At 36.8% G+C, this 13,347-nt stretch carries 11 protein-coding genes; 5 read left to right on the forward strand and 6 right to left on the reverse strand.

Features of this window, described 5'->3' with window-relative positions:
* Positions 1-73: 73 nt before the first annotated feature.
* Entirely contained in the window at positions 74-784 is a 711-nt protein-coding gene (locus tag EMTOL_RS09820; RefSeq protein WP_015029129.1) for an outer membrane beta-barrel protein, read from the reverse strand.
* 312 nt (positions 785-1,096) lie between these two features.
* Entirely contained in the window at positions 1,097-2,113 is a 1,017-nt protein-coding gene (murB, locus tag EMTOL_RS09825) for a UDP-N-acetylmuramate dehydrogenase (RefSeq protein WP_015029130.1), read from the reverse strand.
* A gap of 597 nt (positions 2,114-2,710) precedes the next feature.
* On the opposite strand from murB, the gene EMTOL_RS09830 reads away from it, so the two are divergent.
* Positions 2,711-3,139: a hypothetical protein gene (locus EMTOL_RS09830; protein ID WP_015029131.1), complete on the forward strand. Its 429-nt coding sequence runs from the start codon at positions 2,711-2,713 to the stop codon at positions 3,137-3,139.
* A gap of 168 nt (positions 3,140-3,307) precedes the next feature.
* Positions 3,308-4,492, forward strand: coding sequence for a group I truncated hemoglobin (locus tag EMTOL_RS22315; RefSeq protein ID WP_015029132.1), 1,185 nt, complete (start codon positions 3,308-3,310; stop codon positions 4,490-4,492).
* Positions 4,493-4,596: 104 nt separating this feature from the next.
* On the opposite strand, the gene EMTOL_RS09845 is transcribed toward EMTOL_RS22315, so the two are convergent.
* The 3 genes from EMTOL_RS09845 to EMTOL_RS09855 form a co-directional block, all read right to left on the reverse strand.
* Complete coding sequence (locus EMTOL_RS09845) at positions 4,597-5,541, reverse strand: N-acetylornithine carbamoyltransferase (protein WP_015029133.1); 945 nt, start codon at positions 5,539-5,541, stop codon at positions 4,597-4,599.
* A gap of 43 nt (positions 5,542-5,584) precedes the next feature.
* Entirely contained in the window at positions 5,585-6,523 is a 939-nt protein-coding gene (locus EMTOL_RS09850; RefSeq protein WP_041693500.1) for a carbohydrate kinase family protein, read from the reverse strand.
* A gap of 110 nt (positions 6,524-6,633) precedes the next feature.
* Positions 6,634-7,974, reverse strand: coding sequence for an APC family permease (locus EMTOL_RS09855; protein ID WP_015029135.1), 1,341 nt, complete (start codon positions 7,972-7,974; stop codon positions 6,634-6,636).
* A 523-nt stretch (positions 7,975-8,497) separates the two neighbouring features.
* Here EMTOL_RS09855 and EMTOL_RS09860 point away from each other — a divergent pair.
* From EMTOL_RS09860 to EMTOL_RS09870, 3 genes are all read left to right on the forward strand, one after another.
* Positions 8,498-9,250: a DeoR/GlpR family DNA-binding transcription regulator gene (locus EMTOL_RS09860; RefSeq protein ID WP_041693501.1), complete on the forward strand. Its 753-nt coding sequence runs from the start codon at positions 8,498-8,500 to the stop codon at positions 9,248-9,250.
* A gap of 22 nt (positions 9,251-9,272) precedes the next feature.
* The gene (locus EMTOL_RS09865) at positions 9,273-10,142 is read left to right on the forward strand and encodes a CE1 family esterase (RefSeq protein WP_015029137.1); all 870 of its coding nucleotides are present in this window, start codon (positions 9,273-9,275) and stop codon (positions 10,140-10,142) included.
* Positions 10,143-10,373: 231 nt separating this feature from the next.
* Entirely contained in the window at positions 10,374-12,491 is a 2,118-nt protein-coding gene (locus tag EMTOL_RS09870) for a carboxy terminal-processing peptidase (protein WP_015029138.1), read from the forward strand.
* Between the two features lie 119 nt (positions 12,492-12,610).
* On the opposite strand, the gene EMTOL_RS09875 is transcribed toward EMTOL_RS09870, so the two are convergent.
* Positions 12,611-13,342 (reverse strand): polyprenol monophosphomannose synthase, encoded by a 732-nt coding sequence (locus EMTOL_RS09875; RefSeq protein WP_015029139.1) that lies wholly within the window; start codon positions 13,340-13,342, stop codon positions 12,611-12,613.
* Between the last annotated feature and the right edge of the window lie 5 nt (positions 13,343-13,347).

Consider the following 13,347-nt stretch of genomic DNA (forward strand, 5'->3'; position numbering starts at 1 on the left):
TACGGCAAAACTAACCAAATGTGCCACACTTTGTTATCTGAGAACAGGTATGGCACATTTAAAACTTATAATTTTACAAACGAATTCCGAATGAAATGGCATTGCCATTGATTGGGTTGTTATCATTGAAAAGTGGTGTGCGTTCGTAGCGGGCAAATAAGGTAAATCCTTCTCGACCTAATTCTGCGGCTAAGCCGTAGTGGAATTTATTAAGATTATAAGCACTTTTGAAATGCTCTTTTGTTCCGTTTTCATCTTTGGTTTTTACATAACTGCCGATTCTTGCACCACCATAAGCTCCAATTCCTAAACTCCAACGGCTTTCTTTAAAGCCAAACTGAAGCATCAGCGGAATATTCAAACTAGATACGACCAATTTCGATTTATCAAGATTTTGCTTTACATCTACAAAATCAGCTCCCGCAGGGGTATTAATTAATCGAATATTATCTTTCATCATATAATTGTTCCAAGCAAACTCAAAGCCAGTGCCAAGGGCCACATCAACATTATTGCCAGTAATAAGGCGATGATTTTTCTTCCAGTTGAGGGCTACATATCTCGAACGTAAATTGTCGAGTTCAGGCATTGTTTTACTTTCGTAAGTATTCAGCCCAACATAGATACCAAAGTCTTTACGTGAAAACATATTATGTTTCTTTGGCGAGAAATGCGAAGAACGCGTATATTCACTTGAATCTTTCTCATCATCTTGGGCAAATGCTCCGAAATTTAAAGTAATAGCCATAGCTAAAGCAGCGATTGTTTTTACAAGCGTTTTCATAATTTTATTAATTGCGGCAACCCGCAAGCTAAATGTTAATGATTGATTTGGTGTGTAGATAGTGAAGTGTTATGAAGCTTCAACTATCAAGTTATGTTTGAAAAACCGCTGCAGAAGTTTTTGAAAATTTTTGCTTTTCGTAATGTAGATGCAAGAAGTAGGATGGAGGGTTGCAGAAGAAAAATAAAAAATGTAAAAAATTTCTTTAGTAGAAGTTGTTATTTGTTGATAATCAGTAATTTATGTTTTAAGAAATATTAAATAAATTTGAAGAAACCCCTCACAGGTTTAGGAGAGGGGCTGTATATTTTTTTAAATGAAATTAACCTCGGCTGAAAGCTGAATGCCAAATTTCTCTTTCACTGAGGCTTGTATTTTTTCTGATAATTCTTTGATCTCATAGCCTTTTCCACCACCATAATTCACTAAAACCAAAGCTTGCTTGGCATGTACGCCTACATTGCCAAATCGTTGACCTTTCCAGCCTGCTTGCTCGATGAGCCAGCCCGCAGGTACTTTAATAGTTGTTTCATTGACAGGATACGAGGGAATATTTGGAAACTGTTCTTTTAAAATATTGAACTGAGTGGAAGGAATTTCAGGATTTTTGAAGAAACTACCCGCATTGCCAATCTCTGCTGGATTAGGTAATTTACTCTGACGAATATGAATCACGGCATCGCTGATTGCTTTGATGCTTAATTCGTTTACGTTCATTTCGGCTAATGTATCTTTTATCGCACCATATTCTACGTGGAAATTTGGTTTTTTACTTAGTTTAAACGTAACGTTCAAAATAATATATTTACCTTTTCCTTCGTGTTTGAAAATGCTTTCTCGATAACCAAAATTACAGGTTGGTTTATCAAATTTCTTTATATCACCAGTTGCAATTTCTAGAGCTTCTAGTTCTTCAAAAACTTCTTTAATTTCGATGCCGTAGGCCCCAATATTTTGCATCGGAGCTGCCCCAACGGTGCCCGGAATCAACGATAAATTTTCAATACCTGCATAGTTTTTTGATACACAGTACATGACTAAATCATGCCAAACCACTCCTGCTCCTGCTTTAATCCAAATATTTTCGTCAGTTTCTTTGATTATTTCTAAGCCTTTAATCGACATTTTAATAACTAAACCATCGAAATCCTTAGTTAGAAGCATATTACTTCCACCACCCAAAATTAGGCGTTCAACTGATTGATATTGTGGGTTTTGAAGAATAGCTTGTAATTGACTAAGATTTTCAACCTCAACAAAATATTTTGCAGTGGCTTCTATTCCAAATGTATTGAATGGCTTCAGTTGTACGTCTTTTTGAACAATCATTGAGCGATAAGAAAAGAAATAAGTTTATTAAGATGAACGTCAAAGTTAGCGATTTTTACAAAACCTTGCTGTGATAAAGCATAAAACAATCATTTAATGTTGATTAAAAAGTTTAGCGTTGTGTCTTTTAGCATAGATAGACCAATATGAATTCTTCTTGAAAATGGCTTTGCGTAGGTATTTATGCCATTTTGATAAAATAGCGATTTTTGGATGTGTCTAGTAATTAGCAAGTTAGGAGATTTTGGTTAAAATTTTATTAATTTATTTTAAAAATACTTTGGAGTCTTATATTTTTTCTGAGAAATATACTATATTTGCATTACCCTATTCAACCTAACTCTTTTTTCGCTTCGGCGATGTGTTCAACCCAACCTATTTCAAACCTATAATCAAAAATATTTGAAATAGGTTGCTATTAAAGCATAAAAAAAAGGTAGTAAATCTAAATTTACTACCTTTTTTTATGCCCTGTCTTGTAATGCGGCTTCTCCAGAAAATCCTTCAGAAAGGTTAATTTATTTTTAAGATTCTTAAATCCAGTTTTAAAACTTTACCGTAGATAAGAACAAATAACAAATTTCAACTTCAACTAAAATGAAAAAAAACCTTCTCGCAGTCACGAAAGTGATAGTGGCATTAGTATTGACATTTTTTGTGTCGATGCTGGTCTGGGCTAACTGGGAAGAACCACCACTTTCTGAAAAACTCGACTTAAAGCCCATTCACTTAGCCGTATTTAGCTTAGACAAACAAGCAAATATGGCCGATAGCACACTAATTTCACAAAAACTTTCTTCAACACAAGGCGTTACGGCCTGCACCGTTAATCCAGCATTTAAAACTGTAAGTATTACTTATTATGAAGATGAGGTTTCGGAAGAAACCTTAAAATCGCTTGTTCAGCAAAAAGACTACGTGGCTTCAAAAATTAATTTTGCAGCGATGGAAGGACCCAAATGTCCCGTTCCGATGGAATACATTGATTTTTTTACCAACATGAAACGCACACTTTGCCTACGATAAGTTAGGGTTTTATTCGCTTCATAAGATTTTCTAATAAGCTAAATTTCTCTTCGCAGAATTTTGCGAGAAAGAAAGTTTATTGCCTTTACTACATCAATCTACCAGCTTGATGTTCGGAAAATGCTGTGTTTAATTTTTATTTATTTAATCTATAACCAATTTTTCATCATGAAAAAAAGTGTTTATTTACTGCTTGCAGGAGCATTATTTTTTACTGCTTGTAAGAAAACCGAAGAAGAGCCCCCGAAGTCTTTGTATGTACGTTTGGGGGGAAATGCCGCTATTCAGGCAGTGATTGACCAATTTATTACGAATGTGGCGAGCGATACTCGAATTAATATTTTCTTTGCCGATGCTGCCGCTGACCCCGCACGCTTGAAGAAATTACGCGATAATTTAGTAAATCAAGTAGGGCAAGCTACTGGTGGGCCAGAGAAATATACGGGTTTAGACATGAAAACTGCCCATAAAGGTATGAATATTCAGGAGGCTGATTTTAATGCATTGGTAGAAGACCTTTCGAAAGCATTAGATAAGTTTAGTGTACCAATGACTGAAAAGTCAGAACTTTTGACAGCCTTAGCCACTATGAAAGCTGATATTGTGGAGCCAAGTACATCGCTATATAATCAGTTAGGAGGAAATGCCGCTATTTCGGCAGTTATCGACCAGTTTATTACTAATGTAGCGGGAGACTCAAGAATCAATGCTTTCTTTGCTGATGCCGCTGCCGACCCAGCTCGTTTGATGAAGCTGCGTAATAATTTGATTAATCAAGTAGGGCAAGCTACTGGTGGGCCAGAGAAATATACGGGTTTAGATATGAAAACGGCTCATAGAGGTATGGGTATTACTGAGGCTGACTTCAATGCATTGGTTGAAGATTTGGTAAAATCATTAGATAAGTTTAAAGTTTTGCCAAAACCTAAAAATCAATTATTGGGAGCATTAGCAGCTATGAAAGGTGATATTGTAGAAGGTTCTACGCCACTTTATGCTCGTTTGGGAGGAAATGCAGGAATTTCGGCCGTAATTGATGATTTTATTGGTAAAGTAGCAGCCGATACACGTATTAATTCATTTTTTGCTGCCGCTGCCGCTGACCCAGCACGCTTGATGAAATTGCGTAATAATCTAATCAATCAAGTTGGACAAGCTTCTGGTGGTTCGGAAAAATACACAGGTCTTGATATGAAAACTGCACATAAAGGTATGAAAATTACTGATGCTCACTTCAATGCGTTGGTTGAAGACCTAACGATGTCGTTAGTGAAATTCAATGTTCAATCAAAAGCAAAAATTGAGTTACTTACGGCATTGGGTAGTATGAGAGGCGATATTGTCGGGCAATAAACTTGTTGCAGGACTTTATTGAAGTATAAGTCGAAATTAGTTAGAGAAATGATTCATTTCTCTAACTAATTTCGGGATGACTAATGTTTATCTCAAAAAAACTATTACATATTGGTCAAAATCGTTTTCAGTACAGCTTGGGCCGACCATTCACGATTGGCGGCTTGTTGTACTACAACTGATTGGTTATCAAGTACGTAGTCACTTACTTTTAGATTTCTTCTTACTGGTAAACAGTGCATAAATACACCGTTATTGGTGAGTGCCATTTTTTCTTGCGTAATCATCCAAGAAGGGTCAGTTGAAAGCACTTGTCCATAATGTGTATATGACGACCAGTTTTTACCATACACAAAATCAGCTCCTTTGAGGGCTTCGTCTTGGTCATAGATTACTTTGGCATTACCAACCATCTCTGGAGCTAAATCATAGCCTTTCGGATGAGTGATAATAAACTCATAATCTGTTTGGTTTACCCATTCAGCAAATGAATTGGCCACTGCTTGTGGAAGTGGCTTGAAATGCGGCAACCATGTAAGTACAACTTTTGGACGTGCAGTTTTTTTTACCTCCTCAATTGTAATTAAATCAGCTAAAGATTGGCATGGATGACGAGTTGCTGACTCTAAATTTATGATTGGCACGCCCGAATACTGACGGAATTTTTCCATTACTATCTCTTGATAATCAGCATCACGGTCTTTTAAACCAGCAAATGCTCGCACAGCAATAATATCACAATAACTTCCAATAACGGCCGCTGCTTCTTTTACATGCTCGGCTTTATCACCGTTCATCACCACTCCGTCTTCCATTTCAAGCTGCCAGCTGTCTTGTCCCACATTCATGGTTAAGACTTTCATTCCGAGGTTTTCGGCAGCTTTTTGTGTACTTAAACGTGTACGGAGACTTTGGTTGAAAAAAATCAAACCAATGGTTTTGTTTTTTCCGAGCTCTTGGTCAGCGAAACGGTTAGCTTTTTGTCTGATACCTTCCTGTACTAATTCCTGCACGTTTTGTACATCGTGCAAAGAGATAAAATGCTTCATTCTTTTCTTTGGTATGCCCTAATTTAGGGTAAAATAATGCTCCTTAAGGAGTAGGCGTATATAAAATTTCTCTGTTTACTTTAGCTGGAAGTGGCCCCATTGTAGTAAGTTTCAATACTGCAATGTTTGCACCTGCGTTGGCACAAGTTTCAATATCTTTGCCTTCTAAGAAAGCAGTTAAGAAGCCTGACCAGTATGAGTCTCCTGCACCAGTAGCATCAACTACTTCAATTTTTCGAGCGGCCATTTGGAGTTTTTGTTTGCCGTTTTCGTATGAAATAATACTTCCACGGCCACCCATCGTAAAACATACAACAGATGCCCCCATTCGGTGCAAATCAGCAATTGCTTCTTGGGGTTCTATTACACGTCCATATAAGCGTTCGGCATCATCTTCGCTCATTTTAGCCAAAGCTCCGTTTTTTAGGTAGGCCGCAATTATTTGCATAGCTTCGTTGCGGTCTGGCCAAATACTCGGAGCATAGTTTAGGTCGATACTTAGTTGACAACCCAGTTTATTAGCTCTTTGAGCAGCTTCTACGATAGTGCTTTGGGCTGGATTCTGACTCAAGGCAAAGCAAGTCGTATGAAAAACGGCACTTTCGCTCAATAATTCATCAGAAATGTGTTCTGGACGAATCATGCGGTCTGCTGTTCGATAAGCAATAAAATCAGGTGTACCCTTTGAGCGAGCCACGACAACAATACTTGAAGGTTCTTGTTCATCAATCGCTACGTGAGTTATATCAACACCAGTTTCCTTTACTTTTGCTATTAAATATTTTCCAAGACTATCTTTTCCTACGCACGAAACAATAGCTGTTGGGTTGCCTAAACGTGCCATATTAGCGGCCAAATTTGAAGGGCTTCCCCCTTGAAAACGCTGAAAACGATCAGTAGTTGAAATATCTTCAGCCAGTTCAGTTCCAATAAAGTCGGCTAATAATTCGCCAACGGCCAATAATGCGTACTTTCGTGTCATAGGGTAAAGTTTTTGCAAATATTAAAGATTTACTAAGAATTATAAAAATTGACTCATTAATTTTCTAATAGTACCTTTAAAGCAGTCAAATTGACTTAAAAAAAGCATTTTTAGAGATTAATTTTTTTTGTCATTAGGAAAAGTGGGTAACTAAAAATCAAAAAGACTAAAGCATAAATACTGCTGTTAAGGTCTTGATAAATAGCACCGATAAGAAACATGACTGATATGATTATCAATATAAATGGAATGTAAGGATAACCAATTACTTTATAGGGGCGTGGAAGATTGGGTTCTTTTTTACGAAGCATAATTACCGAAGCAAACCCTGCGGCATAGGTCATCACAAAGAAGAATGTAGCAATATCTGAGAGGCGTTCGCAAGTGTCTTTTCCACTGATAATCAATAAAATAGAGCAAATTCCTGTAAGTGGCATGGCAAAAGCTGGTGTACCTCCGCTGTTTACTTTCTGAGCGAGCTTCAGAAATAGTCCGTCCTTGCTCATTGAGTAAATGACTCTTGGAGCAAACATAATTTGTGCATTTAGCATGCCTAAAATGGATACCATCAAGAAAAACGTAACAATTTTACCAGACTTTTCGCCAAAAATTAATCGGATTGCATCGGCTGCTGCTAATTTTGAGGTAGCTAATACCTCTATTGGCATGATATAAAGAATAGCTAAATTGACCAAAAGATAGATTGAAATAACAACCAAAACCCCACTAATCATTGATTTAGGAAGGTTTTTGGCAGGGTCAGTGTTCTCTTCGGTAAAGTACGCGGCGGTATGCCAGCCATCAAACGTATAAAAAACTTGTTGTAAAGCCACTATCAAACCTGTCAATAAAGCGGGTTTCGCTACTCGTTGAGTGGTAGAGACTAACTCTTGCGTTTTTACTTCGCCGCCATAAACAAAACACATAAAGACAAAAGCAAATAAACCAACTGCTTTAAGAAATGACATGATTTCCTGTGATTTTCCTGCCGATTTAGTACCTAACCAGTGGAAGCACATCAAGATAAAAAGAATACTGATAGCCATCCAGCGAATGATTGGGTCGGTATTAGGCCAAATAAGAGCGATATATTCGCTCATGGTATATGCCCCAAAACCTAAAGCAGCTACCGTACCTAGCCAACTTGTAATACCAGTGACAAAACCTACGTAGTCGCCAAATGCACGGCGTGCATAAACATACCAAGCACCAGCACGTGGCACCGATACACCCAGCTCAATGGTACATAAAACACCTAGAAAAGCATATAAACTTACCAATGCCCAAACGAGCATAATGAGTGCGGGGTCGCCTAGATTTGCTGCAATAGGGCCGGGTTTGCGTAAAATACCTGTGCCTATTGTTCCGCCGACGGTAACTGCAATGCCGAAGCCAACACCAAGTAATTTGAGGAGTTTGTTAGAATCTTCTTTAGGAGAGTTAGGGTTCATTTGGACGAAGTTTTACTTTAGTTTCAAAACGAAGATAAGCATTTTCGATAAAAACCAAAACGATGTTTTGCCTAAGGCTGTCCTAACGAATTAAATGGGAGGTGTAATTGATTGATGATTAAATAGTTAGCAGTAAATCAAGAAAATAAAGTTTGAAGACCTTCTAGAATAGTATGGAACAAAAAATGGTCAGTTTTTCAACCGACCACCCTATCCATTTTAAACTCAATTAAACTTCGAACAATATGTTCTGGCTTAAATTATGAAACAAAACTACGACAATATTTTCTTTTAGGTAAGTGTTAATAGTAATAATAGGTAAGTACTTTAATAAATTTTTTTAATTTTGTTTTAAATCTCCTATAAGGTTGTCAGATATTCTAACAACCTCTCAGAGGCATATATACTTCATCATAGGTTAAAATCTCAAACAATAATAATGCAAATGTATGCAAACTTTTTTGATAATGTCAAAAATATTTTGCATTATTTTGCAATATTTGTACAAATATTTGCAAGGACTATGTTAAAAGAAGAACGCCAACGCTTAATACTTGAAAAACTTAATACCGATAAGAAGATTAATTTTGTAGAACTCGGTAAGTTTTTAGATGTTTCGTATGATAGTATTCGTAGGGATATTATTGAATTAGAAGACAAAGGTTTTCTTAAAAAAGTACATGGAGGAGCGGTTGCAAATTCATATTTGTCGGTTTTAGGAACTAAAAGAAACGGGGCAAGTAGTAGCGAAGAGCTATCTATTATGTTTAAAAAAGCCCAAAAATTATTCGAAAATCGCCAAACCATCATCATGGATGGAGGCACGACTAATTATTTTATGGCCGAACAGTTGGCCAAAACGCTTGAGCTTACCATCATAACCAATAGTACTCCATTGGCTATGGCTTTAAATGAGCACCCAAAAATTGATGTAATATTATTGGGTGGTACTTATTTTAAGCGTTATCAAATTACGCTCGGTAGCGAGGTTTCTCGTCAGCTTGAACACATCAATGCCGATTACTATTTTATGGGAGTGAACGGCGTTCACCACGAAAAAGGATTGAGCATTAGGCATTATGAAGAGTCGCTTATCAAACAAAATATGATGAAAGCGGCCAAAAAAACAGTTTGTTGTGTAATAGAGGAGAAGCTAAATGTGCAAGAAGCTCACAGAGTTTGCAATTTTCAGCAAATAGATTTAATGATTACGAATCTAAAACCAACTGACTCCGCTTTGAAGGATTTTCAAAAGCAGGGAGTTGAAATTATTTAATACCTATATTCAAACCTTAACCATGAAAAAAGCTTTTTTTATTGTATGTTATTTTGCTTTGTCTGCAATCTTCGCTCAAGCTCAAGTTACTGACGACTCACTCTTAGTGGAAGGGCATTACCGAACATTTCATTTTCTCAAACCTGCTAAAGAAGGTGCTTCCTTAGTATTTGTCATGCATGGCTCGGGGGGAACTGGCATGCAAATGAGAGCAGCCGCAAAGAAATTAGAAAAAATTGCCCCAACAGAAAATATACTATTAGTTTATCCAGATGGATATAAGAAATTTTGGAATGAGTGTAGAAAAACGGCTAATTCTGCTGCCAATTTAGAGAATATCAATGAAAATGATTTTTTCGGAGGAATGATAAACTATTTTAAAGAACGTTATCAAATTAATGAAAAGCAAGTTTTTGCCGTAGGTACATCAGGTGGCGGACACATGGCGTATAAATTAGCCTTAACAATGCCCGAAAAACTTAGAGCTGTTACCGCTTTAATTGCCAATTTGCCCGATACCAATAATATTGATTGTGCAGAAAAACGAATGGCTATACCCGTAATGATTGTAAATGGAACGGCCGATAAAACAAACCCTTATGAGGGTGGTGAGGTGATAATTGGGAATAATATTAGCCTTGGAATTGTACGCTCTACTGACCGAACATTCGCTTATTGGTCAAATTTAGCGGGTTATAAAGGTGCTCCCAAAAAAGAAATTTTACCAGATACAGACCCTAAAGATGGTAAAACTATTGAAAAATATACTTTCAAGAAAAAACGCAAACCTGAAGTAACTTTATTAAAAGTAATCAATGGAAAGCATGATTATCCAAATGATATTGATGTGCTCGTTGAAGCTTGGGGGTTTTTCAAAAGAGCAATGAAATGATTCTTTAAGTAAGGATATATTTTGATTTACCACTAAAAAAATCCGTTCATCATAATTTGTGCAGTTCTGAAAATTTATTTGAGGTGTTAACGTTGTTAACTAAACTAATTTTTAGTTAATTTAGAATAAGTAATTCAAATTCAGCTTAATGCTTGAAGCCTTCTTAATATTTTCAATATTTACTATTAAGATTAATTGCACATTATCCATTTTAAAATACCTGTTTGTGATATGAAAAAGCCAAATTTGTTTTCCATAGCATTTTTGAGCGTGAGTTTGTTGACAATCTTTATCTCGGCAACACCTCTCAATGATGACCCACCCAGTAAAAATGAAACAATTTTGAGATACGTTGGGGCTATGCTCGAACAAGGACATTATAGCCCTAAAAAAATTGATGATAATTTTTCAAAGGAAATCTTCAATGAGTATCTAAAACGTTTAGACCCAAGTAAGCGTATTTTATTAGAGAAAGATATTTCAAAACTAAAAAAGTTTGAAACAACCATTGACGACGAAATTCATGGTTCGCCGCTGACTTTCTTTGCTGCTTCTGACGAAATCTACAAAATTAGAATTGCTGAGGCTGAAGAAATCTATAAACAAAATATCGAAAAACCATTTGACTTTACAAAAGATGAAGCCATAGAGTTTGATGCAGATAAAGTAGATTTTCCATCGAATGATTCAGAACGAAAAGAACGTTGGAGAAAGTACCTTAAATGGCAAACACTCGACCGCTATTTGGAAGCACAAGAGCAGCAAGAGAAAAATAAAGATAAAAAGGATTTTGTGGTGAAATCTGACCAAGAGTTAGAAAAAGAAGCTCGTGCGAAGGTGAAAAAAGCCATGGATAAATACTTCGACCGTTTACGCAATAAATTTGACGAAAATCAACGCTTTGCGATGTTGGTTACAACAATTACCAACGAAATGGACCCTCATACCGATTTCTTTGCTCCAGTAGAAAAACGTTCTTTTGATGAGCGTTTGAGTGGTCGTTTCTTTGGTATTGGAGCACTTTTACAACAAGAAGATGACAAAATAAAAATTAGAAGTGTTACGACAGGTGGCCCTGCTTGGAAATCGGGTGAAATTCAAGCGAATGATTTTATTGTGAAAGTTGCTCAAGCCACTGGCGAAGCTGAAGATGTTACTGGCTATACCACCGATGATGCTGTGAAGCTAATTAGAGGTGCTGAAGGAACAGAGGTGAAAATTACTGTACAGAAGCCCGATGGAACTCTAAAAACTGTTTCATTGATTCGTGCGGAATTGAAATTAGACGAAACCTTCGCTCGTAGTGTAATTATTAATAGCGGAAAGCATAAAATTGGGTTAATTGATTTACCAGCTTTTTATGCCGATTTCCAACGCCCTCAAGCAGCTCGTTGTTCACAAGATGTTGCCAAAGAAGTAACACGCCTCAAGGCAGAAGGAGTAGATGGAATCATTCTCGATATTAGAGATAATGGTGGTGGTAGCTTACAAGAAGTGGTAAATATGGTGGGTTTATTCATTAAAACTGGGCCAGTTGTACAAATTCGTGACCGTTCTGGACGCCCATCACAAATGGGTGATAGTGACCCTTCTGTACTTTATGATGGTCCTTTAGTAGTAATGGTGAATGAGAGAAGTGCTTCTGCATCAGAGATTTTCGCTTCGGCTATTCAAGATTATAAGCGTGGTGTAGTTGTTGGTTCGACTTCTACCTTTGGTAAAGGTACAGTACAGCGAGCTTTCCCGGTAGGTGGCAATATAAGTGGAAGTGGTGCGGGCGATTTAGGCTCGGTTCACCTGACTCTCCAAAAATACTACCGAGTAGATGGTGGTGCGACGCAGTTGAAAGGAGTTGAATCGGATATAGTTTTACCAGGCTTATATGAAGCTTATAAAATTCGTGAAAAAGATAGTCCGAATGCTCTTGTATGGGACGAAATGCCTAAAGCAAATTACCAATCTTGGACTTACGCCCCAGATTTAGCTGCTTTGAAACAAAAAAATGCCGAGCGTCTTTCTACCAACGATGTTTTCAATCAAATCAAAGAAAATACTAATATTTTGGCCGATAACCGCAGGACTTCCCGCTCTTTAGAAATTCAAAAGTATAAAGCTCAGCAGAAAGAAGTCAGAGATATTTCTACAAAAGTGCGTAATCTCACGCAGTTGAAAGATGATTTGGCTGTAGCGAATTTAGCGAGTGATTTGGCAGTAATTAATACTGATTCATTGAAAAAAGACCGCAATGATTTTTGGATTAAATATTTGAAAAAAGATGTCTATTTGGGCGAAACAGTAAATGTGATGAATGATGTTATCGAACAAAAAGGCATGGCAATGAAGAATTAATCAAAGGTTTAATTCATGAAATAATAAAAATCCCTCGTAAATTGAGTTTTACGAGGGATTTTTATTATTCAAAATACGTCAGAAGTTATCTATATAACTTCTAGATAATCGACCATAAACTATCTTTTAAAAGTTTTAAACCAGCTCCAGATTTTCATGAGAATTACTCCAAAAATGGCTTCTCTGAAAATTTTGGTTGACATCTTCGAAACACCTTTAGTGCGGTCAGTAAAGATAATCGGTACTTCGGTGATATTAAACTTATAGAGAAAAGCATTAAACTTCATCTCAATCTGAAAGGCATAGCCAATGAAGGTAATTTTATCGAGTGGAATGGTTTGCAAAACTTCTCTTTTATAACAAATAAATCCACCCGTAGGGTCCATGATTTCCATGCCTGTAATCAGGCGTACATATACTCCCGCAAAATAAGACATCAGTACGCGGCCAATGGGCCAGTTTACTACGTTTACACCTTTGATGTAGCGAGAACCAATGGCTACATCAAAGTTTTCTATTTTACAGGCATTGAAGAGACGCACCAAATCTTCTGGATTGTGCGAGAAGTCGGCGTCCATTTCATAAATATACTGATACTTATTTTCTAATGCCCACTTAAATCCATGAATATAGGCGGTGCCCAAACCTAATTTTCCGCTGCGTTCGATGAGATGAAGGGTACCCACGAATTCGGCTTGAAGTTCTTTTACTTTCATTCCAGTACCATCAGGAGAGCCATCATCAATTATCAACACATCAAAGAATTCACTGAGGCTAAATACTTTACGAATAATGGCCTCTATATTTTCGATTTCGTTGTAGGTCGGTATTATTACAATATTTTCTTTCAAAATAA

It is taken from the genome of Emticicia oligotrophica DSM 17448 (assembly GCF_000263195.1).
Classification (GTDB): Bacteria; Bacteroidota; Bacteroidia; order Cytophagales; family Spirosomataceae; genus Emticicia; species Emticicia oligotrophica.